This is a genomic window from Aureibacter tunicatorum (genome assembly GCF_036492635.1).
In the GTDB taxonomy this organism is placed as follows: Bacteria; Bacteroidota; Bacteroidia; order Cytophagales; family Cyclobacteriaceae; genus Aureibacter; species Aureibacter tunicatorum.
The window spans coordinates 1,358,645-1,381,098 of the sequence record NZ_AP025305.1 but is presented as its reverse complement, the minus strand read 5'-3'; the positions used below and the strand labels follow the sequence as shown (position 1 = coordinate 1,381,098).

Genomic DNA, 22,454 nt, shown 5'->3' with positions numbered 1-22,454 from the left:
TAGACAGCATCGGCTTTTTATATATACTTCAAATCCAAACTTATATTTTTGCCATAATTCTGTTTCACAATCCCCTTTAACTCAAGAGACAATAAAGGACTTGCCAACCGGCTAACCTTCATTTCACTCAACCAACTCAATTCATCTATGTGGATGCTTGGCTTTTTCTTAAGAATTTCAAAAATCTGCTTCTCTTCAGTGGTCATTTCCGGCATAAAACCTATCTCCTTTTGTATTGATGACTTCTTCTTCAAATCCCAGTTCAAAGCGTTGACAATATCATCCCCATTTGTTATCAACTGAGCTTTATGAGTTTTGATCAACTCATTGCAACCCTTGCTGTAAGGGTTACTTAAATTTCCCGGCACAGCAAAAACTTCACGATTATAATCGTTAGCCAAATAAGCTGTAATCAATGCACCCCCTTTTTGAGCGGCTTCAATAACTATTGTTCCCTCCGCAAGACCTGCAATAATTCTATTTCTTGCAGGAAACCTTCGTGCGTCAGGCAATACACCAAAGGGCTGTTCTGAAATCCAACCACCTCTTTCAAGCATTTCTTCCGCGATATACTTATGCTTTGAAGGATACACGATATCCAATCCACTAGCCATAACAGCAATCGTAGAAAGACCTCTTTTCAAAGCTTCTGAATGGGATTTATAATCTATGCCATATGCCAAACCACTTACAATAACTGGGTCATAGGCTTGAATTTGATCGATAAGCGACTCCACTAAAGATTGACCATAATGAGTAGCTTTTCTTGTCCCGACAAAGCTAACCACTTTTCTGCCCTCTAGCCTAATGTTGCCTTTTTGATAAATAACACAAGGGCAATCATATATTTCCTTTAGATTTTTAGGAAAAAGATCTTGATCTACTGAAATAACATCGACACCATACTTCTCAGCTTTATCCAGCACTTCCTCAGCTTCTAATAGCTTTCGTTCCAAACTTGACGAAATAGCATAAGCCTTTCTTTCTCCGATATTAGACATGCCGCAAATTTCATAAGCGGACAAATTCCTTAACATATCGATTTCATCCATTTGGCTTAGCATCTGCTTGATAGCGCTACCTCCTATGCCTTCGATCAAGGATAAGGCTAAGATCGTAAGCTGACTCATATAATATACTCTTATGCGAAATCGCAATTGAAAATAATTCAAATCCCTAGCGGGGTTAAATACGAGTACAATTTCTTAGCCAAAAAAAAGAGGCCTAAGCCTCTAAATTCTAAAATCCGTAATTCGCTTCCGGATTGATATTTGGTTTGTACGGACTTGGATTCTCTTCCTTTTCCGACATTTCAATATCCTCTCCGTCCTCATAATCCTCTACTCCCTCCATATCATCCATATAATACTCTTCCTCTTTATCCGCATGATCTCCGGGAGCTATTTCGTCTCTCAAGCTTGTCAAGAATTCTTTCATACTCTTAAGCTTGTTAATCGTCTGCACTCTATCCAAGAAGCCTTCCGACTGATGTTTCAAATATTCTTTCGCTCCATTGATAGTATACCTTTTTTCTTTCACCAAGTGATAAATCAATGTGAGGTTCTTGATATCTTCTTGTGTAAACTGTCGAGTACCTTTTCTATTTTTTCGAGGTCTGATAATATCAAACTCAGACTCCCAAAAACGGATCAGAGATGGAGCCACCTTTAATTGTTCCGCTACTTCTCCTATGCTAAAATATCTTTTTTCTATCGCTCTTTCTTTGTATGGCACTGTTCAAAAAATTTTAGTTAAGACAATGATTGGTTTTTAACTGAAGCCAATTTCAAAAGCTCCTCATATTCTTCGGCTGTGATATCCTTGAATATATAATGAATAGGATTAACAGGCTTGTCATTCTTCCTTACTTCATAATGCAAATGCGGTGCCGTAGATCGACCAGTATTGCCAACAAATCCAATGCACTCGCCTCTTTTTACTTTTTGGCCTCTCTTAACATTAAAAGACTGCATATGAGCGTATCGAGTAGTAAACCCAAAACCATGGTCGATCACCACTTCTTTCCCATATCCTCCAAAATTCGATTTCACAGTCACCACTTTGCCATCTCCGGTCGCATATATCGGCGTCCCTTTAGGCGCTGAGTAATCAACCCCTTCATGCAATCTCCATCTTTTCAAGATCGGGTGCATTCTGGTCCCAAACCCGGATGAAAGTCTTTTCATTTCTTTATTATTCACCGGCTGAATAGCTGGAATAGACGCCCACATCTTTTCCTTATTTTTAGCCATCTCAGAAATCTGGTCAAAAGACTCCATCTGTATGTACATTCTTGTTCTCAATCGGTCGATTTTTTCAAACTGATTGATAATCATCTCTTCCTGACTCAAATTCAAATCCAACAAGTCCTTGTACCTTTTCACTCCTCCAACTCCTCCATTTCGAATAGAATTTGGAATAGGTTCTGCTTCAAAAACTGTCCTGTATAAATTATCATCCTTGCTCTGCAACAGTTCCAATACATTTTCAGTATCATCCATTCTTTTGCTTAGCATTTCATTGTACAATTTCAATTCCTTATTCTCCTTGATCAAAGCCGCTTCTTTTGGAGAGGTGAAAAATGCCTGAAAAGCCAGCAAAATAAAAAAAGATATAATCAACGATACTGAAAAAAAGCTCAAAGCATTGATAAGAATATCGGATTTGGAGGTCTTTACTCGTTCGTACTTGCAAGTCTCCGTATCATAGGAATATTTTATCTTTGCCATTACAATATTGTAGTCTAAATCCTTTACTTTTGCTATCTGAAACACTGCCAGCTATTCATAAGGCTTGGCAGATAATGTTCACTTGATTTTTGCAATATAGGTATATTTATACTTAAATTCATTAGGCATTAAAATAAATATTTAATCAGTATATACATGGATTCGAAATCGATAAGGAAAGCTTTTCTTGATTTTTTTGAAAATAAACAGCATAAAATAGTAGATTCAGCTCCAATGGTCATCAAAGACGACCCTACGCTGATGTTCACCAATGCTGGAATGAATCAGTTCAAAGACTACTTTCTAGGAAACAAAGTTCCTGATGTCAGAAGAGTATCAGACACTCAAAAGTGTCTTAGAGTATCAGGCAAGCATAACGACTTGGAAGAAGTTGGTATCGACACTTACCACCACACAATGTTTGAAATGCTTGGAAACTGGTCATTTGGCGATTATTTCAAAAAAGAAGCTATTGCTTGGGCATGGGAACTACTGACTGACGTATATGGTCTTCCTAAAGACAGGCTTTATGTTACGATTTTCGAAGGCGATGCATCTGAAAAACTTGAAAGAGATCAAGAAGCATACAATTTTTGGAAGGAATTAATTCCTGAAAACAGAATATTGAACGGTAATAAAAAGGACAATTTCTGGGAAATGGGAGACACAGGCCCATGCGGACCGTGCTCTGAAATACATATCGACATTCGACCTGAAAGCGAATTAGACAAAATACCAGGGAAAGATTTGGTGAACCAAGACCACCCTTTAGTTATTGAAATCTGGAACCTTGTATTCATGCAGTTCAACCGTCTAGCCAATGGAACACTTGAAAATCTGCCTGAACAACATGTTGACACAGGTATGGGATTTGAGAGATTGGCGATGGCTATTCAAGGAAAAACATCCAATTATGATACTGATGTTTTCCAGCCAATGATTCAATACATTGCGAAAAAATCCAACGTTGAATACGGCGTTGATGAAAAAACAGATATCGCTCTAAGAGTGATTGTCGATCATATCAGAGCGATTACTTTCGCTATTTCCGACGGACAGCTTCCTTCTAACAACAAAGCTGGGTATGTGATCAGAAGAATTCTTAGAAGAGCTGTAAGATACGGATATACTTTCCTTGGCTTCAAAGCACCGTTCATGTATGAGTTGGTGGAAATACTTGCAAGCCAATTCGACCAAGTATTCCCTGAACTAAAAGAGCAAGCTGAATTCATTCAAAAAGTAATTCAAGAAGAAGAAGCTTCATTCCTTAGAACTCTGGAAGTGGGTCTTAAAAAAATGGACGAAATTGTTGCTGATGTCAAAGCAAAAAATGATGTGAAAGTTGAAGGCAAGATCGCTTTCGAACTTTATGACACATTTGGCTTCCCTCTTGATCTTACAGCATTGATTGCTAGAGAGCATGGCCTAGTCATCGATGAGGTTGGTTTTGAAAAAGAAATGGCTGAGCAAAAAGCTCGTTCTAGAAAAGCCGCTGAAGTAGAAACAGGCGACTGGAATATTCTTAAGGAACAAGACGAAATCACCTTTATCGGTTATGACAACCTAGAGGCAGACGCCAGTATTGTAAAATATAGAGAAGTAAAGCAGAAAAAAGGCTCGCTTTATCAAATTGTACTTAACCAAACGCCTTTCTACGCTGAAAGCGGTGGACAAGTTGGAGATACTGGTTATATCATATCAGAAGACGAAACGATCAAAATCCTCGACACTAAAAAGGAAAATGATCTGATCGTTCACTTTGCTGAAAAAATCCCAGCTTCTCCTGAGTCGACTTTCAAAGCAGTCGTTGATATAGAGAAAAGAAAATTTTCTGCCAACAACCATAGCGCCACACACTTGCTTCATGCGGCTCTTAAACAAGTTTTAGGCGATCATGTGCAACAAAAGGGATCTTTGGTATCCGACAAAGTACTTAGATTCGACTTTTCTCACTTCGCGAAAGTAACTGACGAAGAAATCAGCCAGATTGAAAATATCGTTAATGAAAAGATAAGAGAAAATATTTCATTAGACGAAAAAAGAAATATTCCAATCAAAGAAGCTATGGAACTAGGCGCTACAGCTTTATTTGGAGAAAAGTATGGCGAATTTGTAAGGGTAATTACATTCGACTCGTCTTACTCTATTGAACTCTGCGGAGGAACGCATGTAAAATCCACAGGCGAGATTGGCTTATTCAAAATTGTCGCTGAAAGCTCTGTTGCTGCCGGCGTAAGAAGAATTGAAGCTGTAACTGCTATTGAGGCACAGAACTTCGTCCAAAGCCACATTGAATTGTTAAAGGAAATCAAGGAAGCTCTTAAAAATCCTAAAGATACGCTAAAAGCGGTTCAACAACTTTTGGAAGACAAGTCAAGCCTAGCAAAAGAGCTTGAGAAACTTAACTTGGAAAAAGCTGGTCAAATCAAACAAGACTTGATTAAAAATGCGGTAAAGAAAGACGATGTAAACTGCATATTTAGCAAAGTCAAAATGCCTAATGCAGACGCTTTAAAAAAGTTATCTTATGAGATTAAAAATGAGGTTGAAAATGTCTATATGGTATTAGCCGCGAACATTGCAGGAAAGCCTCAAATCTCCGTCGTTGTATCTGAAAGCTTAATCTCTGAAAAAGGCCTCAATGCAGGACAAATCGTTAGAGAATTAGCCAAAGAGATCAAAGGAGGTGGGGGAGGTCAACCTTCAGTTGCTACAGCTGGAGGCAAAGATATAAATGGACTTGATAAAGTAGTAGAAAAAGCAGCTACGCTGATATAACATAAAAAAGTTTTGAATCAAAGGGAGCTCTTCGCTCCCTTTTTTCATATTCATTAGGGATTCTATGTATTTAGCAAAACACATAAGAATTCACTTTTTTTAAAACAAAACTTAAAGGCTGTCCTTTAAGCATTAGGAACATTAAACAAATTTCAGATGAAATTAAAGAACATTTTTATTGGAGCGGGCATTTGCTTTGCATTTTTAGCTTGCAATAAAAACAGCAAGAATGCTGAAATAACTATTTCAGGAAAAATAAATCATCCTTCTGAATCAGGAGCAGTTGTGTTGGAAAAATGGGAAGGCCAAATACCAACTCCGATAGATACTTTAGCTGTAAAAGACAGTACTTTCAATGTGAATTCCGATGAACTTGAATCAGGATTTTACAGACTGAACTTTTACAATCAGCAAAACGTCAACCTTGTGCTTGATGGCAATGAAAACATAAACATCCAAGTTGACGGAAACAACCCTAAAGGAGTTGTTGAGATAAAAGGATCTAAATCGCACGATCTATTAGACAAAGCAAATGTGTTCCTTGAAGATTTTAGAGTCAAAGCCACGCAAATAGAAATAGACTATTCTCAAGCAATGGCTAGTGGTGACGCATTGGCAGAAAACCTTTACACAGCCAAATTCGACTCACTGCAAAACACTATTCAAACGGAAATCAAAAATCTCATCAACAGCAACGAAATCGTACTTGGAGACTTGCAGCTAGTAGGGCTATTGGATCCGGATAAGGATATAAACACCATTGACAAAGTAGCTCAAGAGCTAAAGAAAAAATATCCAGAGTTGCCAATTATCACCGATTTCGCCAAGCAAGTTGAAAACTCGAAAAAACTAGCCATCGGATCGAAAGCTCCAAACTTCACATTACCACAACCAGATGGCAAGAAATTAAGCTTAAGCGATTTTGAAGGACAATACGTACTCATTGACTTTTGGGCTTCTTGGTGCCCGCCTTGCCGAAAAGCAAACCCTCACTTGGTTTCTTTATACGATGAGTATCACAGCAAAGGAATCGAATTTATCGGAGTATCTTTAGACAAAGACAAAGACAAATGGGAACAAGCGATCACTGATGACAAACTAACTTGGCCTCAAGTATCGGATTTGAAGTATTTCAATTCAGAGGTAGCAAAAGAATATCAAGTCAATTCAATTCCATCAACATTCTTGCTTGACAAAGATGGCAAAATCATCGCTAAAAACCTTAGAGGCGAAGAATTGGACGAAAAGTTAAAAGAACTCTTCCACTAACTGAAACAATAACGTTTCTACAGACAAGCCTGATCAATTTGGTCAGGCTTTTTTCGTCATTAGCCAATTACTTTTAATTTTTCAAGCGCTTTTTCAGCAGCGCTTTGCTCGGCCTTTTTCTTGCTAAGACCTGTGCCTCTACTCACTGCTTCGCCTTCCACAACCACCTCTGCCACAAACTCCTTGTAAGGACTGCTATTTTTCACCTGCACAATTTCGAACTTGACTTCTTTCTGCTCTTGATGAGCCCATTCGATCAACTGGCTTTTGTGATTAGGGTTTTTCTTGATTATTTCATCAAGGTCATAATGAGGCAATAGCAGTTTGTTGATCACAAACTTTTTGCATTTCTTATATCCCCTATCCAAATACACAGCTCCCACCAAAGCCTCCAAAGAATCTCCATATATCGACTTGAAAGACATGGAATGCCTTTGAGGTTTTTGATTGTACTCGATAAGCTTATTGAGTCCTATCTTCAAGGCCAACTGATTAAGGGACTCCCTATTGACAATCCTTGACCTTATCTCAGTAAGAAAGCCTTCATTTTTATAAGGATACTTCTTGAATAAATATTCGGCGATAATTGCCCCTAGAATAGCATCTCCCAGGTACTCCAACCTCTCATTGGACTCTTTGAAACCTTGGGCATTCTCCTTCGCTATCGAACTATGCTGAGTTACCAGCTTATAGATGGATAAATTTAAAGGCTTATATCCTACAATGCTTTTGATTGTGTATATAAGCCTTTTATTTTTTTTTGAAGAAAATATATGCAGGTTTAATAATCTTTTCAATACCACTTCCCACAAAAATTTCTATTCCTCAATCACTCTAAAAATCACGGAAGAATTATGTCCGCCAAACCCGAAGGTATTGCTTAGAGCCGCTTTAATTTCTCTCTTTTGCGCTGTATTGAATGTAAGCTTCAATCTAGGATTAATCTCCTCGTCATCAGTGAAATGATTGATCGTAGGAGGAACTGTTTGGCTCTCCAATGCTTTAACACAAGCAATCGCCTCAATAGCTCCCGCCGCACCAAGCAAGTGACCAGTCATTGACTTAGTAGAACTAATGTTCAATTCATATGCATGCTCGCCAAAAGCTTTTTCAACAGCTTTAAGCTCAGCCACATCCCCTAAAGGCGTTGATGTACCATGCACATTAATATAATCAATTTCCTCAGCCTTCATTCCAGCATCTTCCAATGCATATTGCATTACCTCTGTCGCTCCCAATCCTTCTGGATGAGGCGCCGTCATATGATACGCATCCGCAGAAGCTCCAGAACCTGCCAATTCGCAGTATATCTTAGCTCCTCTCGCTTTTGCATGCTCATATTCTTCAAGGATCAAAGCACCAGCTCCTTCTCCAAGCACAAATCCGTCTCTATCCTTGTCAAATGGTCTTGATGCAGTTTCCGGAGAATCATTTCTCTCAGACAACGCTTTCAAAGCGCTAAATCCACCAACACCTGCCGCAGCTACTGAAGCCTCAGAGCCGCCTGTTATCATGACATTGGCTTTGCCCAAACGAATGTAATCAGCCGCCGCGCTTATCGCATGCGTAGCCGAAGCGCAAGCAGAAACTGTTGCGTAATTCGCTCCTCTAAAACCGTATTTGATTGAAATATGACCAGCGGCGATATCCGCTATCATTTTCGGAATAAAAAATGGATTGAATCTTGGTGTAAAACCTCTCTCCGTGTATTCCTTGACTTCTGTCTCAAAGCTTTGAAGACCTCCAATTCCCGATCCCCAAATCACACCGGCCTTCCTCAAGTCGATCTTTTCCAAATCGATGCCCGAATCTTGAAAAGCTTCTTCAGCCGTCACCATGGCATATTGAGCAAAAGGATCTAATCTTCTTGCTTCTTTTCTGTCCATGTAATTATTGACATTGAAGTTTTTCACTTCGCATGCAAATCTAGTTTTAAACTTAGCTGCATCGAATTTTGTGATCGGGCCAGCGCCGCTGACGCCATTAACCAAGCCTGTCCAGTACTCCTCGACAGTATTGCCTAATGGTGTCAACGCACCAAGACCTGTAACAACTACTCTTTTTAAATTCATATATGAATTTTAGTGTGTAGTGAAAAATTTAAATTATTTTGCGTTCTCTTCTAGGTAAGAGATTGCTTGACCTACAGTAGCGATGTTTTCCGCTTGATCATCAGGGATAGAAACATTGAATTCTTTTTCGAATTCCATGATCAACTCAACAGTATCAAGTGAATCTGCTCCTAGATCATTTGTGAAGCTAGCCTCAGGAGTCACTTCTGACTCTTCAACACCTAACTTATCAATAATAATCTCTTTTACTTTCTGTGCTATTTCAGACATCGTTTTACATATTTTATTTGAACACCCTGCAAAGAAATACATTTAATCCAATAATGTCAAACAATTTTCTCCAAGATTAAAAGCAACAACAGGCTAACATTCTTTTAACAACCTAGTAATAAGCAAATTACAAACAATACAGGCAATAAGATTTATTCATTCATTTTGCGGGATATTCAACCATTATAAAGAATTATAGAGAAACCAAACATTAACACGCACAACATTATTGCAATATATCAAGTTCAGATTATGAATAAAAAGCAATCAGCAATGTGATTTTTTTTATAATTTATTTTTTAACAAATTTATAAACAATACATAGCAATAAATCACTAAATTTGCTTGATAACTAATAAGAAGCGAGTGCAAAGTAATCTCGTTTCGATGAACGTCGAAGTTTTTGACTCAAAAGCAGTTGGCGGAGCATTTTTCGTTATTGCCATAAATTTAGATTGCATCATTACTTTTTGATTCAAATGAATTAAAAATTTATCGGCAGGACGCCTAAAAGTTATGATTGACGAAAATTATAAACTAATAGGGATTGTTACTGATCTCAAAGATTATAAACTTGCTTGGAACATCAACCAAGAGACTTACCTGAAGCTCATCAAAACTCAGGATTTCTCCTCGCAGACCGAAGAAAAGCCTTTCAGCTTTTCAAGATTCAAGCACATGGATGATCGCTCTGTTGTAACACTCGTTAAGAACAAGTCTTACAGCAGTGATGAAGGATCAAAGTTCTTGCTTCACGACTTGCGCCAATTCAATTTCTTCATGCTCATTGACGGATGGGTTTCAGAGGAAAAGCTCAACAATTTCATCTCACAGCTCAAACAAAACTCATCCATTAATTTTATTAAAATATTGGATTTATCTAAAATCAATTCTCAAGAGATATTAATTGTCTGAAAAGTTTACATGAAAAATCAAGTAAGAAGAAACAAAACCAAAATTGTAGCCACTTTAGGCCCTACTAGCGAATCAAAACCAAAAGTAAAAGAGCTCATCCAAGCCGGACTTAATGTGGCTAGATTGAACTTTTCTCACGGTGGTCACGACGTGCAGCTAAATAGAATCAACATTGTAAGAGATCTCAACAAGGAATTGGGTGTAAATGTTGGTTTGTTGCAAGACTTGCAAGGACCAAAAATTCGTATCGGGGAAGTGGAAAATGAAGGCGTTGAAATCAACGTTGGTGAAGAGCTTGTGATCTGCTCTACTCCAATGGTCGGCAACAGACACAAAGTAAGCACAACTTACGAATCTCTGACTGACGATGTTGAAATCGGCGACCCTATTCTTATCGACGATGGTAACTTGGAGCTAAAAGTTATCGACAAAGGAGAAGGCGAAGTGAAAACAATTGTTGTTCATGGCGGAATGCTTAAGTCTAAAAAAGGCATCAACCTACCAGGCTCAAACCTTTCGACTCCTTCTATGACTCAAAAAGACCTTGACGACCTTCAGTTCGGATTGGAGCACAATGTAGACTGGGTAGCGCTTTCTTTTGTTAGAAGAGCCGAGGATATCATTGAGTTGAAAAACATTATCAAGCAAGCTGGCAAAACGACTAAAGTAGTTGCTAAAATCGAAAAGCCTGAAGCGGTAAATAATATCGATGAGATCATCAATGTGACTGACGCCATCATGGTAGCCAGAGGAGACTTAGGTGTTGAAATCCCGATGGAGGAAGTTCCTGTAATCCAGAAGGAGATTATCAAAAAATGTAACATGGCCGCTAAGCCTGTTATCGTAGCGACACAGATGCTTGACAGTATGATCAACAATCCTAGACCTACAAGAGCGGAAGCATCAGATGTTGCCAATGCGATTCTTGATGGAGCGGATGCTGTGATGCTTTCGGGAGAGACTGCTTTTGGTAATTATCCGCCATTAGCTGTTGGCGCGATGTCTAAAATCATAAAATCAGTGGAAAACAACTCTGAGCATATTTACAACAGAAATTTCGAATTGGAAAAAAGCTCTAAGACTTACAACGAGGACAGAGTGCTTGCCAGCTCGGCTTACCTTGCCAGAGACACAGAAGCTGTTGCTATCACAGGAATGACCTTCACAGGCTACACAGCATTCAAAGTATCGAGATTCAGACCAAAAGCAGAAATCCAAATCTTCACTGACAACATGCAATTGCTTACTCAATTGAGTTTAATCTGGGGTGTTAGAGGATACTTCAAGGAAAAATTCGCTGAATCGACTGAAGAAGCATTCTTGACAATTAATGAAGACTTGAAATCTCTTGGCGAAATTCAAGATGGTGATTTAGTGGTTACTACCGGTACATTGCCTATAGCCAATAAGGAAAGAACGAATACTATTCGTTTAACGAAGGTCTCATAAGCCAGCCAGCCTTTAACAAAAAAAGCAACATGTAAAACACATGTTGCTTTTTTTATCCCATTCATACATTGTATTTTTTAGATTGGATTTCTATCCAAAGAGACTTGATATTCCGGGTCTTCCATTACATTCACTTGAACTAAATCCCCAGCCTTATCCAACAATCTTTTGCAATCTGCGCTCAAATGTCTGAAATGAATCGTTTTTCCTTCTTTTTGATACTTCTCAGCTAATTTATTGATAGCCTCCAAACCTGAATGATCCATTACTCTCGATTCTTTAAAATCAACAATTATATTTTCAGGATCTTCTTTTATATCAAACTTCCCGTTAAATGTCGTTATTGATCCAAAAAACAAAGGGCCATAGATTTCATAAAGCTTTGTCTTGCCATCCTCAATCAGGCTTCTTCTAGCACGAATTCTAACCGCATTCTCCCAAGCAAATACCAAAGCAGAAACAACAACACCTGAAGCTACTGCAATTGCCAAATCAAACACAACAGTTAATCCCGACACCAAAATCAAAACAAAAGCATCAGACTTAGGTATCTTATGCAATATTCTCAAGCTTGACCACGCGAACGTTCCAATTACTACCATAAACATAACTCCTGTCAAGGCCGCAATAGGTATCATTTCAATCCACTGGGATGCAAACAAAATAAAGATCAATAAAAATATCGCCGCTGATATTCCCGAAGCTCTGCCTCGGCCTCCTGAATTCACATTAATCATACTTTGTCCAATCATTGCGCAACCTCCCATTGCTCCAAAAACTCCGCAAGCGACATTTGCCAATCCTTGCGCGACACACTCCTTATTAGAACTGCCATGAGTTTCAGTAACTTCATCAACTAGCGAAAGCGTCATCAAAGATTCAATCAAACCTATTGCAGCCAAAATCACTGAATATGGTAAAATGATTTTCAAAGTCTCCAAGTTAAAAGGAACCATAGGAATATGAAACTGAGGCAAACCTCCTGCAATTTTCGCCTTATCTCCAACTGTCACAGTATCCAACCCAGCAAATATGGCAATCATAGACACGACAATAATAGCCGCTAATGAAGAAGGGATTGCCTTTGTCAATTTAGGCAGGAAATAAATAATCGCCATAGTCAAAGCTACCAAACCTGCCATAATATATAGCTGAGAGCCACTCATCCATACTTCCGCATTCGTTGCCAAATCAGCCACTTTAAATGAACTCAACTGAGCTAAAAAGATAACTATAGCCAGGCCATTCACAAAGCCCAGCATTACTGGATGAGGTATAAGCCTAACAAACTTTCCTAACCTTGCCACACCTGCTAAAATCTGTATAAAGCCCATTAATAAAACCGCCGCAAACAGGTATTCAACTCCATGCGCCTTCACCAAAGCCACCATCACAACAGCCAAGGCTCCAGTAGCTCCTGAAATCATACCAGGTCGCCCGCCGATAGCAGCTGTAATCAAACCAACCAAAAAGGCGGCATACAAGCCCACTAATGGCTCAACTCCTGCCACAAAAGAGAACGCTACAGCTTCCGGCACTAAGGCCAAAGCCACAGTCAATCCTGACAGAACATCTTTTTTCATTTGCATCATCTGCATTTCTGTGTAAATTTTTATCGATTTTCAATAGTTTATTTCTTAATCCATTTGGGTAACAAACCCGCATTTTTTCATTCACCACAAGCCACCCAATTTAAGGCTTGCAAAGATACTCTTTTCAAAATCCTCTGCCAAGGATTTGTATTAATTCACAATAATTTCACAAACCGACATCAAACAGCACTACTAACCCTTAAATAAAAAAGCCGAATATCCTAAGACATTCGGCTCGTTCAATTTATATAACCCTATTTCAATTCTGTCAATCCGCAATATAAACCCAGCCCGAGTACTTGTACTGCTCCTGGTCATCTAAGTCCAGCACATAAAAATAAGTCCCCTTGCTCAGAACATTGCCTTCAAACTCATTGCCTACATTGCTGCGACCATCCCATGACTGATCATAACGCTCATTCTCATAAACCAGCTTGCCCCATCGATTGAAAATCTGCAGCTTGCGAGTCTCGTAGTATTCAACTCCCTTGATCACAAATGTATCGTTATAGCCGTCTTTCGTATTTGGTGTGAACACATTGGGAATCGAAATCCTATCGTCCAAAACATAAATCACCACCTTAGCCGTATCGCAATTATTCTTGCTGTCGCAAATCTCATAGACAAACTCCACACGCTTGCGCTGGTCAGCATCATTCGCCTCTCGCTCCGGCATATCAACAAACTCTATCGATTGGTAAATCAACACTCCCGTCGATGGATCCAAGTCAACCACAAAGCCAGACTCTGGCTCCGACAACAACTTGATCGTTGAAACCAACAAATCATCGTCAGGATCCCAATCCTGAGCTCTATCTATAGGATAAACCAAATCAAACACGATCTCGCGACCGCCAACAACTTCCACCGTATCAGAGATAGCTACAGGAGCTCCGTACACATGCACGCGAACATAAGCCGGAAAAGATTGAGCTCCTTCCTTGTCCGTAAGCGTATATCTTATCACTGCAGGGCCCACAAAACCAGCTTCAGGATTAGGTGTAAACTTCAACTTGCCATCCGCTTGAAGCTCGTAACGCCAAAGCTCCAAACCTTCGCTAGTCGTCTCAATGTACTCCGCCTCAACAGCCGCCGTGTTCGGATTCAAATCAATGCCATTCTGCGTCAAATCTGACAATGTCAAGCCTATCTTCAACTCCTCTTCATTCTCATCCTCATCCTGAGACAAAATATCCAACACCAATTCTTCCGTATTCAAAACCTCGCCATGATCATTGTGTAACACTGGACGCTTATTTACGGATATATTGAAACTTCTCGAAGCTGGGCATCCAAACGCGTTCACCGCCGATACCTCATAAACAGCGTCTTCAGACGGCGCATCCTGATAAGCCGCAGTAGTTTCATTAACTTGATAAACAAATAAACCATCCTTGTTCCATCTGAAGTCGCTGATGCCTCCCGCTGATGAATGAAAGCCCAAAGTAGTCCCTTCATTGACTCTAGCTCCGTCTTCCAATTCCTCCTCGGCAAAGACACTCATCTCCAGTCCTGACAATGCCTGCCTGAAGCTAAATGATATCTGATCCTCCGCTTGACATTTGTCATTGACCTCAACAACATACTTCACCTGAATTTCGCCATACGCGTTAGCCATCACCGACACCTCACTGCTGCCGTCTGGATGATGCACAACACTACCCGGAACTATTTCTGCGCTCAACTGCCCATCAGATGAAGGAACATTCGTTACAATTTCCCAAACTCCGGCAAATCCTGCTGTGCCCTTGGCCCTAAAAGAAACAGCTGACTCAGCAGTACCCAAATCACTCGGCGGCAAGCATTCGAAAGGAGGGTCCATTGGCTCAATCTCGGAAACAGCTTTGGCCAATTCAAAACTAACCGGAACTGCCTCCGCAAAACAAACGCCATTATCATAAGAAGCTCCAACAGCCATAACTCCTTGAGATGAACTTGCGCTCAAATCAAATACTCGCTTCAAAGAACTTGTCGCTTCAACTTCAAAATCCGCCGAAAGCGCGTAGTCCCAATTCGGTGACAATGGATTTCCGTCATTGTCCAACTGCTCATTGACAACAACCTCTACAGCATCGCCGCAAATCACGCCATCAAGATCCTTGGAGGAGAACAACTGAACTGAAACAGGACGATCAAAACGAACCGAAACCTCCTGCTCGTTATGGCAAACGCCACGATCAACGCTCAGCTTGAATACATGCTCTCCGAAAGACGAGACTTTAACATTCGTGCTCGCTGAATTAATGTCCTCAAACTCCAACCAGCCCGAAGGACCGGAAATCTTGCTCCATTCATAACTGTCAGCATTCGCTTGAGCGTCAAGCAAGATTTCATCTCCGCATATTTCAGGAGACATTTGAAGCTGTATATCAACGTTTTCATGGAAGATGACCTCCGTTGAAGCCCTCTCTTCGCAAGAACCATTGGCAACAGTCCAAACAAATGTATATTGACCGGGAGCTGTGCCTCCCAAATTAATCACATAATCGTCGCCTTGCTGCTCAGCATCAATCGCTCCTGCAGGACTTTCGACAGACCAAACTCCTGTCCCATGGTCCGGCTTGACGCCTGAAAGCGTGACCAACTGCTCAACACCCGCCTCATTTATACAAATACCTTCTGGACCTGGTGGCGAAGCGATGCTCGCATACACCGGCGCGTCAAAAACAATATCTTCCAAAACAGACTCGCTCACGCATTCGCCATTGCGGAAGGTTCTTTTCAAATCAAATACAACACTCGACGGATCAGACGGCAAATACCTCACTTGCGTCAGATTCCCTTTGATGGTGCTCATGCTAAAATCCAATGAAGTATAAGACTCACCTTCATCAACAGCAACTTCCCATTGAGTATAAGCTCCGTTAGCAGTCATCGCTGCTGTCAAATCAATAGTGGCGGCTTCGAACGATTCTGTCATATTGTCGCTACAATACAACTGCTCCACTGTCAAGATCTGAGGCAAAACAGACTCGTCAAAACGAATCTCAGAATCAAAGCTATCCGAACATGTGCCGTTATCCTCTACCCAAATGATAGTATAGCTGCCATAATTCGAAGCATCAGAAATGCTCAACTTCACTTGCTGAACTCCTGCCTCAGCATCTTGCGCTAAGTACTCAACTTCAACCTTAGACGAAGCGTCAAGACCATCTGCATCCAATATACTCGCGACATAAACCTTATGCTCCTCTTCTGCGGTCAAATCCGTGCTCGCAACCGTCAAAACACTCATCGGAAAATCCAATGTCATCTCCGTACCGCAGACCTTTCCATCTCGGGTTAGCTTCAAAGGATCATTATCAGAGAATCGTGGCGTTTCATAAAAATTAAGCTTTAAACTGTCCGAGTAAGCATTCTCGTAACCATTAAAACCGCTGCCATGCTTGCTTGAAAACAAAGGGATCATGGCTGTAGCTTTTTGCTCATCCGCTGGAACTGTGTTGTCCAAGATCCTTTTACCTAAAACAAGCTCACCTACTTTTTCATAACTATCATAAACCTTTACGCCAACCTTCATTTTATAAACATCCGAATCTTCATCATATTTATAGTTAAATGATGAATTGCTAGAGTTTATTTCTGTGCTACCTTGTATCCCACTATTAATAACTCCATCTACTTCAGGAATCAACTCATACTCTCCTTCAGCGTTCATCGCCATCATATTCGTGGTGAAAACAAAGCCTTCTGGCAAAATATAGTTCAACTCCAAATTATTAATATCCTGCTTAGTCTTATTCGTAATCTCAAAATAAATCTCAAACTCATGCTCAGCTCCCAAGCAAAAATCCGTCTGGCTAACTGAAGTGGACAACTCAAAAACATAAGCGCAAGAACAGCCGTCGTTTTTACTTGTCACTTGACTTCCATTTGAAACACCCAGATATTTTCCTGTTTCAAGATCAATCCTAAAAATTGAAGTTTGTCCACCTATTCCATCTTTATGTTGACTATCTGGACCAAAACCCCAAAACTCTCCATTAACGATATATGTAGAGCCTGCTCCTCCAAATCTATTTTTCACCTCTCCATATGCATCTACTGTTGCCCTAGGATTATCAGCATAAGGATCAAATCGAGCAAGACGCTTTGTTTCCGCATCCCAACAATACAAAAAATTATCATCAGGGTTAAAAACAAAATCCCCATAACTTAAATTTAGATTTTGATTAACTATAGTTTCTAGAGGGAAAGTATAACTATTCGGATTAATTATATTTTGCTCTTCTATTTCTGCGAGTGATTTTTCCAAATCTACTCTTTTCAAATTTGTCCCTCCATTTCCTAACCAATAAATTCCATTAAAATCTATTTCACCAACGTTGAAAAAACTAGCAATTTTACCTAATTTTTCAATAATATATCCTCCTTCATTAAGGTCATTCTTAATTCTATATATATAAGTTTGCGATGTACCTCTTACCCTTCCAACAAAATAAATATATCCATCCTTCACATTATAAGCTACAGCATTTGCTCTATCAAAATTTAAAGAAATCCCATTTTCTGAGCCTTCAAATTTTTTTAAAGTAGTAAAGACAACATCTTCTTGAATTTCCCCATTTATTTCAGTAACAACTTTATCCAATTTTTCGAAATAAAAATTTTTCACTCCGCCTATATCTTTCTCATATATTTGGAACAATGTACCGCTACATTTAAAACCATCAAAGTTTGACTGTGCTTCACTTGCATTGTACAGTATTGATATTAAAAATAAAATCAGAGTAAACTTCTTTCCCATGCCTGTTTATATAATTGTGTTTCGTGTTCGTACTTTCAAAAAAGTATAATAGCAAAAAATAAGAACTAGCATATTACCAGTTCTTATTCAATAATCTCTTTAATCCGCAATATAAACCCAGCCCGAGTACTTGTACTGCTCCTGATCATCCAAGTCCAGCACATAAAAATAAGTCCCCTTGCTCAGAACATTGCCTTCAAACTCATTGCCTACATTGCTGCGACCATCCCATGACTGATCATAACGCTCATTCTCATAAACCAGCTTGCCCCATCGATTGAAAATCTGCAACCTGCGAGTCTCGTAGTATTCAACTCCCTTGATCACAAATGTATCGTTATAGCCGTCTTTCGTATTTGGTGTGAACACATTGGGAATCGAAATCCTATCGTCCAAGACATAAATCACCACCTTAGCCGTATCGCAATTGTTCTTGCTGTCGCAAATCTCATAGATAAACTCCACACGCTTGCGCTGGTCAGCATCATTAGCCTCTCGCTCAGGCATATCAACAAACTCTATCGATTGGTAAATCAACGCTCCCGTCGATGGATCCAAATCAACCACAAAGCCAGACTCTGGCTCCGACAACAACTTGATCGTTGAAACCAACAAATCATCGTCAGGATCCCAATCCTGAGCTCTATCTATAGGATAAACCAAATCAAACACGACCTCGCGACCGCCAACAACTTCCACGGTATCAGAGATAGCTACAGGAGCTCCGTACACATGCACGCGAACATAAGCCGGAAAAGATTGAGCTCCTTCCTTGTCCGTAAGCGTATATCTTATTACTGCAGGGCCCACAAAACCAGCTTCAGGATTAGGCGTGAACTTCAACTTACCATCCGCTTGAAGCTCGTAACGCCAAAGCTCCAAACCTTCGCTAGTCGTCTCAATGTACTCCGCCTCAACAGCCGCCGTATTCGGATTCAAATCAACGCCGTTCTGCGTCAAATCAGACAAAGTCAAGCCAACCTTCAGTTCTACTTCATTCTTATCCTCATCCTGAGACAAAATATCCAACACCAACGCTTCCGTATTCAAAACCTCGCCATGATCATTGCGCAACACAGGGCGCTTGTTTACAGAGATATTAAAACTCCTCGAAGCCCCACAACCAAACGCATTCACAGCCGACACCTCATAAACCGCGTCTGCAGACGGCGCATCCTGATAAGCCGCCGTAGTTTCATTAACTTGGTAAACAAACAAGCCATCCTTGTTCCACCTGAAATCACTGATGCCTCCCGCTGATGAATGAAAGCCCAAAGTAGTCCCTTCATTGACTCTAGCTCCGTCTTCCAATTCCTCCTCGGCAAAGACACTCATCTCCAGTCCTGACAATGCCTGCCTGAAGCTAAATGATATCTGATCCTCCGCTTGACATTTGTCATTGACCTCAACAACATACTTCACCTGAATTTCGCCATACGCGTTAGCCATCACCGACACCTCACTGCTGCCGTCTGGATGATGCACAACACTACCCGGAACTATTTCTGCGCTCAACTGCCCATCAGATGAAGGAACATTCGTTACAATTTCCCAAACTCCGGCAAATCCTGCTGTGCCCTTGGCCCTAAAAGAAACAGCTGACTCAGCAGTACCCAAATCACTCGGCGGCAAGCATTCGAAAGGAGGGTCCATTGGCTCAATCTCGGAAACAGCTTTGGCCAATTCAAAACTAACCGGAACTGCCTCCGCAAAACAAACGCCATTATCATAAGAAGCTCCAACAGCCATAACTCCTTGAGATGAACTTGCGCTCAAATCAAATACTCGCTTCAAAGAACTTGTCGCTTCAACTTCAAAATCCGCCGAAAGCGCGTAGTCCCAATTCGGTGACAATGGATTTCCGTCATTGTCCAACTGCTCATTGACAACAACCTCTACAGCATCGCCGCAAATCACGCCATCAAGATCCTTGGAGGAGAACAACTGAACTGAAACAGGACGATCAAAACGAACCGAAACCTCCTGCTCGTTATGGCAAACGCCACGATCAACGCTCAGCTTGAATACATGCTCTCCGAAAGACGAGACTTTAACATTCGTGCTCGCTGAATTAATGTCCTCAAACTCCAACCAGCCCGAAGGACCGGAAATCTTGCTCCATTCATAACTGTCAGCATTCGCTTGAGCGTCAAGCAAGATTTCATCTCCGCATATTTCAGGAGACATTTGAAGCTGTATATCAACGTTTTCATGGAAGATGACCTCCGTTGAAGCCCTCTCTTCGCAAGAACCATTGGCAACAGTCCAAACAAATGTATATTGACCGGGAGCTGTGCCTCCCAAATTAATCACATAATCGTCGCCTTGCTGCTCAGCATCAATCGCTCCCGCAGGACTTTCGACAGACCAAACTCCTGTCCCATGGTCCGGCTTGACGCCTGAAAGCGTGACCAACTGCTCAACACCCGCCTCATTTATACAAATACCTTCTGGACCTGGAGGCGAAGCGATGCTCGCATACACCGGCGCGTCAAAAACAATATCTTCCAAAACAGACTCGCTCACGCATTCGCCATTGCGGAAGGTTCTTTTCAAATCAAATACAACACTCGACGGATCAGACGGCAAATATCTCACTTGCGTCAGATTCCCTTTGATGGTGCTCATGCTAAAATCCAATGAAGTATAAGACTCACCTTCATCAACAGCAACTTCCCATTGAGTATAAGCTCCATTAGCAGTCATCGCTGCTGTCAAATCAATAGTGGCGGCTTCGAACGGTTCTGTCATATTGTCGCTACAATACAACTGATCCACTGTCAAGATCTGAGGCAAAACTGACTCGTCAAAACGAATCTCAGAATCAAAGCCATCCGAACATGTGCCGTTGTCCTCTACCCAACTGATAGTATAGCTGCCATAGTTCGCAGCATCAGAAATGCTCAACTTCACTTGTTGAACTCCTGCCTCAGCATCTTGCGCTAAGTACTCAACTTCAACCTTAGACGAAGCGTCAAGACCATCTGCATCCAATATACTCGCGACATAAACCTTATGCTCCTCTTCTGCGGTCAAATCCGTGCTCGCAGCCGTCAAAACACTCATCGGAAAATCCAATGTCATCTCCGTACCGCAAACCTTTCCATCTCGGGTTAGCTTCAAAGGATCATTATCAGAGAATCGTGGCGTTTCGTACAGATTGATTATTAAACTATCAGCATAAGCATTATCATATCCACTAAATCCATTTCCATGCTTGCTTGAAAACAAAGGAATCATGGCTGTAGCTTGTTGTTCGCTTTCTTCTAATGTATTATCAAAAATTCTCTTGCCTAGTACTATCTGTCCCGTTCCCTTAAAATCTTCATATATTTTCACCCCCACCTTCATTCTATAAATATCTTGACTAGGGTCATATTTATATACAAATGATGAGTTTGATGAATTAATTTCAGTTTCTCCCTTTATTTCATTAAGCACATCACCTGTTTGCCCTATTTCATAATATTCTCCATCAGCTCTCCGCTCCATCATATTTGTTGTAAAAACAAAGCCTTCTGGAAGGATGTAATTCAACTCAAGGTTTTCAATATCTTTTTTAGTTTTATTATTGATATCAAAAAACACTTCAAACTCATTTGATTCCCCAACACAAAAGTCAGTTTGACTTATTGAGGTTTCCAGCTCAAAAACATAAGAACATGAACAACCATCATTTTGGTTGGTTTGAATACCTGGTGAATCAAGAATTGTTAATTCACCTGTTTCAATATCAATCTCGACTAATTCACCAGGACTCGCCCCTACTCCATACCCCCAAAACTTGCCTCTAACCATGTATGTAGCACCAATAATCACCCTATCTACATTTTGATACACTGGAGGTACACCACCAATATATGTAAATGCTTGATCAACATCTTTTGATGGATCAAATGCTACAAATCTTTTACTTTGCCAATCCCAACCATAGAAGATTCCATCTTCAGGGTTTAAAACAAAATCGCCAGTAGGAGGAAGTCCTCTACCTCTTAGATCAAATTTCAAGTCGTATTCATATTCACCAGCTAAGGGTAAAGCTTTTCCACTAGTAAGAGTACTAATATCCAGAGTTACAACATAATCAAAATTACCTCTCAACCAGTATACTCCTTCTGAATCAAACTCTCCATTATTATATTGTTGATTTAAATTATAAGCCCCATTATTATTTCTCAGGTTTACGACGAGCTCAACAATATAACCATCATTAACAATATCTCTTCTAATTCGATTTATCGACCTTCTACCACCACTAGTTCTTAAAAAATAAATATAACCATCCACAACATTATAAGCAGCGGCATTAATTACATCTGTAGAAGGAAAAGGAAGCTCATACACCTCTATAAACTCACCTGTAACATTACCATCGCCTGTTTCTTGAACATCGATATAGCTTAAAACACATCGTCCTGATTTATCTTGATACACCTGATATAGGGCTCCACTACATTTAAAGCCATCAAAGGTGGATTGGGCAAAGGATAATTGAGAGACGACTCCCATTAAGAATAAAAGTATAGTAAACCTTTTTATCATATTAATAGTGTTTAGGTGTTTTCTAATCAATAAAGTCCTGTGTAAGTATCTCTGAAGTGTAAATAAACAGGCCGACTTAAATTAGCCAGCC

Annotated in this window: 13 protein-coding genes; 4 read left to right on the top strand and 9 right to left on the bottom strand. The window is 40.2% G+C overall.

The window, feature by feature from the left end:
• Positions 1-17: 17 nt before the first annotated feature.
• The 3 genes from dprA to AABK36_RS05865 all read right to left on the bottom strand — a co-directional run bounded on the left by dprA (position 18) and on the right by AABK36_RS05865 (position 2,729).
• Complete coding sequence (dprA, locus tag AABK36_RS05875; protein WP_309941216.1) at positions 18-1,130, bottom strand: DNA-processing protein DprA; 1,113 nt, start codon at positions 1,128-1,130, stop codon at positions 18-20.
• 109 nt (positions 1,131-1,239) lie between these two features.
• The gene (locus tag AABK36_RS05870; RefSeq protein ID WP_309941215.1) at positions 1,240-1,734 is read right to left on the bottom strand and encodes a MerR family transcriptional regulator; all 495 of its coding nucleotides are present in this window, start codon (positions 1,732-1,734) and stop codon (positions 1,240-1,242) included.
• 17 nt (positions 1,735-1,751) lie between these two features.
• Positions 1,752-2,729, bottom strand: a complete 978-nt coding sequence (locus tag AABK36_RS05865; protein ID WP_309941213.1) for a M23 family metallopeptidase — start codon at positions 2,727-2,729, stop codon at positions 1,752-1,754.
• Positions 2,730-2,885: 156 nt separating this feature from the next.
• On the opposite strand from AABK36_RS05865, the gene alaS reads away from it, so the two are divergent.
• Positions 2,886-5,507, top strand: coding sequence for an alanine--tRNA ligase (gene alaS / locus AABK36_RS05860; RefSeq protein WP_309941211.1), 2,622 nt, complete (start codon positions 2,886-2,888; stop codon positions 5,505-5,507).
• Between the two features lie 156 nt (positions 5,508-5,663).
• Positions 5,664-6,776, top strand: a complete 1,113-nt coding sequence (locus tag AABK36_RS05855) for a redoxin domain-containing protein (RefSeq protein ID WP_309941209.1) — start codon at positions 5,664-5,666, stop codon at positions 6,774-6,776.
• 59 nt (positions 6,777-6,835) lie between these two features.
• On the opposite strand, the gene rnc is transcribed toward AABK36_RS05855, so the two are convergent.
• Genes rnc through AABK36_RS05840 form a run of 3 tightly spaced genes read right to left on the bottom strand, consistent with a single transcriptional unit; the run spans position 6,836 to position 9,118 of the window.
• Positions 6,836-7,579 (bottom strand): ribonuclease III, encoded by a 744-nt coding sequence (gene rnc, locus AABK36_RS05850; RefSeq protein ID WP_309941207.1) that lies wholly within the window; start codon positions 7,577-7,579, stop codon positions 6,836-6,838.
• 15 nt (positions 7,580-7,594) lie between these two features.
• Complete coding sequence (gene fabF, locus AABK36_RS05845; RefSeq protein ID WP_309941206.1) at positions 7,595-8,848, bottom strand: beta-ketoacyl-ACP synthase II; 1,254 nt, start codon at positions 8,846-8,848, stop codon at positions 7,595-7,597.
• A 33-nt stretch (positions 8,849-8,881) separates the two neighbouring features.
• Complete coding sequence (locus AABK36_RS05840) at positions 8,882-9,118, bottom strand: acyl carrier protein (protein WP_309941203.1); 237 nt, start codon at positions 9,116-9,118, stop codon at positions 8,882-8,884.
• Positions 9,119-9,634: 516 nt separating this feature from the next.
• Between AABK36_RS05840 and AABK36_RS05835 the strand changes: the two genes are divergently transcribed.
• Both AABK36_RS05835 and pyk read left to right on the top strand, forming a co-directional pair.
• Entirely contained in the window at positions 9,635-10,033 is a 399-nt protein-coding gene (locus tag AABK36_RS05835) for an IPExxxVDY family protein (RefSeq protein WP_309941200.1), read from the top strand.
• 9 nt (positions 10,034-10,042) lie between these two features.
• On the top strand, positions 10,043-11,482 hold the full coding sequence (gene pyk, locus AABK36_RS05830; protein ID WP_309941197.1) for a pyruvate kinase: 1,440 nt from the start codon (positions 10,043-10,045) through the stop codon (positions 11,480-11,482).
• Between the two features lie 77 nt (positions 11,483-11,559).
• Here pyk and AABK36_RS05825 read toward each other — a convergent pair whose 3' ends face one another.
• The 3 genes from AABK36_RS05825 to AABK36_RS05815 form a co-directional block, all read right to left on the bottom strand.
• Complete coding sequence (locus AABK36_RS05825; protein ID WP_309941194.1) at positions 11,560-13,065, bottom strand: SulP family inorganic anion transporter; 1,506 nt, start codon at positions 13,063-13,065, stop codon at positions 11,560-11,562.
• A gap of 277 nt (positions 13,066-13,342) precedes the next feature.
• Positions 13,343-17,821 (bottom strand): T9SS type B sorting domain-containing protein, encoded by a 4,479-nt coding sequence (locus AABK36_RS05820; protein WP_338390313.1) that lies wholly within the window; start codon positions 17,819-17,821, stop codon positions 13,343-13,345.
• 99 nt (positions 17,822-17,920) lie between these two features.
• Positions 17,921-22,363, bottom strand: a complete 4,443-nt coding sequence (locus AABK36_RS05815; protein WP_338390312.1) for a T9SS type B sorting domain-containing protein — start codon at positions 22,361-22,363, stop codon at positions 17,921-17,923.
• Between the last annotated feature and the right edge of the window lie 91 nt (positions 22,364-22,454).

Bases quoted from the DNA above. Each gene is read 5' to 3' on its own strand.
- AABK36_RS05825 (WP_309941194.1), bottom strand. From the start codon at position 13,065: ATGAAAAAAGATGTTCTGTCAGGATTGACTGTGGCTTTGGCCTTAGTG.
- AABK36_RS05815 (WP_338390312.1), bottom strand. From the start codon at position 22,363: ATGATAAAAAGGTTTACTATACTTTTATTCTTAATGGGAGTCGTCTCT.
- AABK36_RS05835 (WP_309941200.1), top strand. From the start codon at position 9,635: ATGATTGACGAAAATTATAAACTAATAGGGATTGTTACTGATCTCAAA.
- AABK36_RS05865 (WP_309941213.1), bottom strand. From the start codon at position 2,729: ATGGCAAAGATAAAATATTCCTATGATACGGAGACTTGCAAGTACGAA.
- AABK36_RS05840 (WP_309941203.1), bottom strand. From the start codon at position 9,118: ATGTCTGAAATAGCACAGAAAGTAAAAGAGATTATTATTGATAAGTTA.
- AABK36_RS05855 (WP_309941209.1), top strand. From the start codon at position 5,664: ATGAAATTAAAGAACATTTTTATTGGAGCGGGCATTTGCTTTGCATTT.
- dprA (WP_309941216.1), bottom strand. From the start codon at position 1,130: ATGAGTCAGCTTACGATCTTAGCCTTATCCTTGATCGAAGGCATAGGA.
- alaS (WP_309941211.1), top strand. From the start codon at position 2,886: ATGGATTCGAAATCGATAAGGAAAGCTTTTCTTGATTTTTTTGAAAAT.
- fabF (WP_309941206.1), bottom strand. From the start codon at position 8,848: ATGAATTTAAAAAGAGTAGTTGTTACAGGTCTTGGTGCGTTGACACCA.
- AABK36_RS05820 (WP_338390313.1), bottom strand. From the start codon at position 17,821: ATGGGAAAGAAGTTTACTCTGATTTTATTTTTAATATCAATACTGTAC.
- pyk (WP_309941197.1), top strand. From the start codon at position 10,043: ATGAAAAATCAAGTAAGAAGAAACAAAACCAAAATTGTAGCCACTTTA.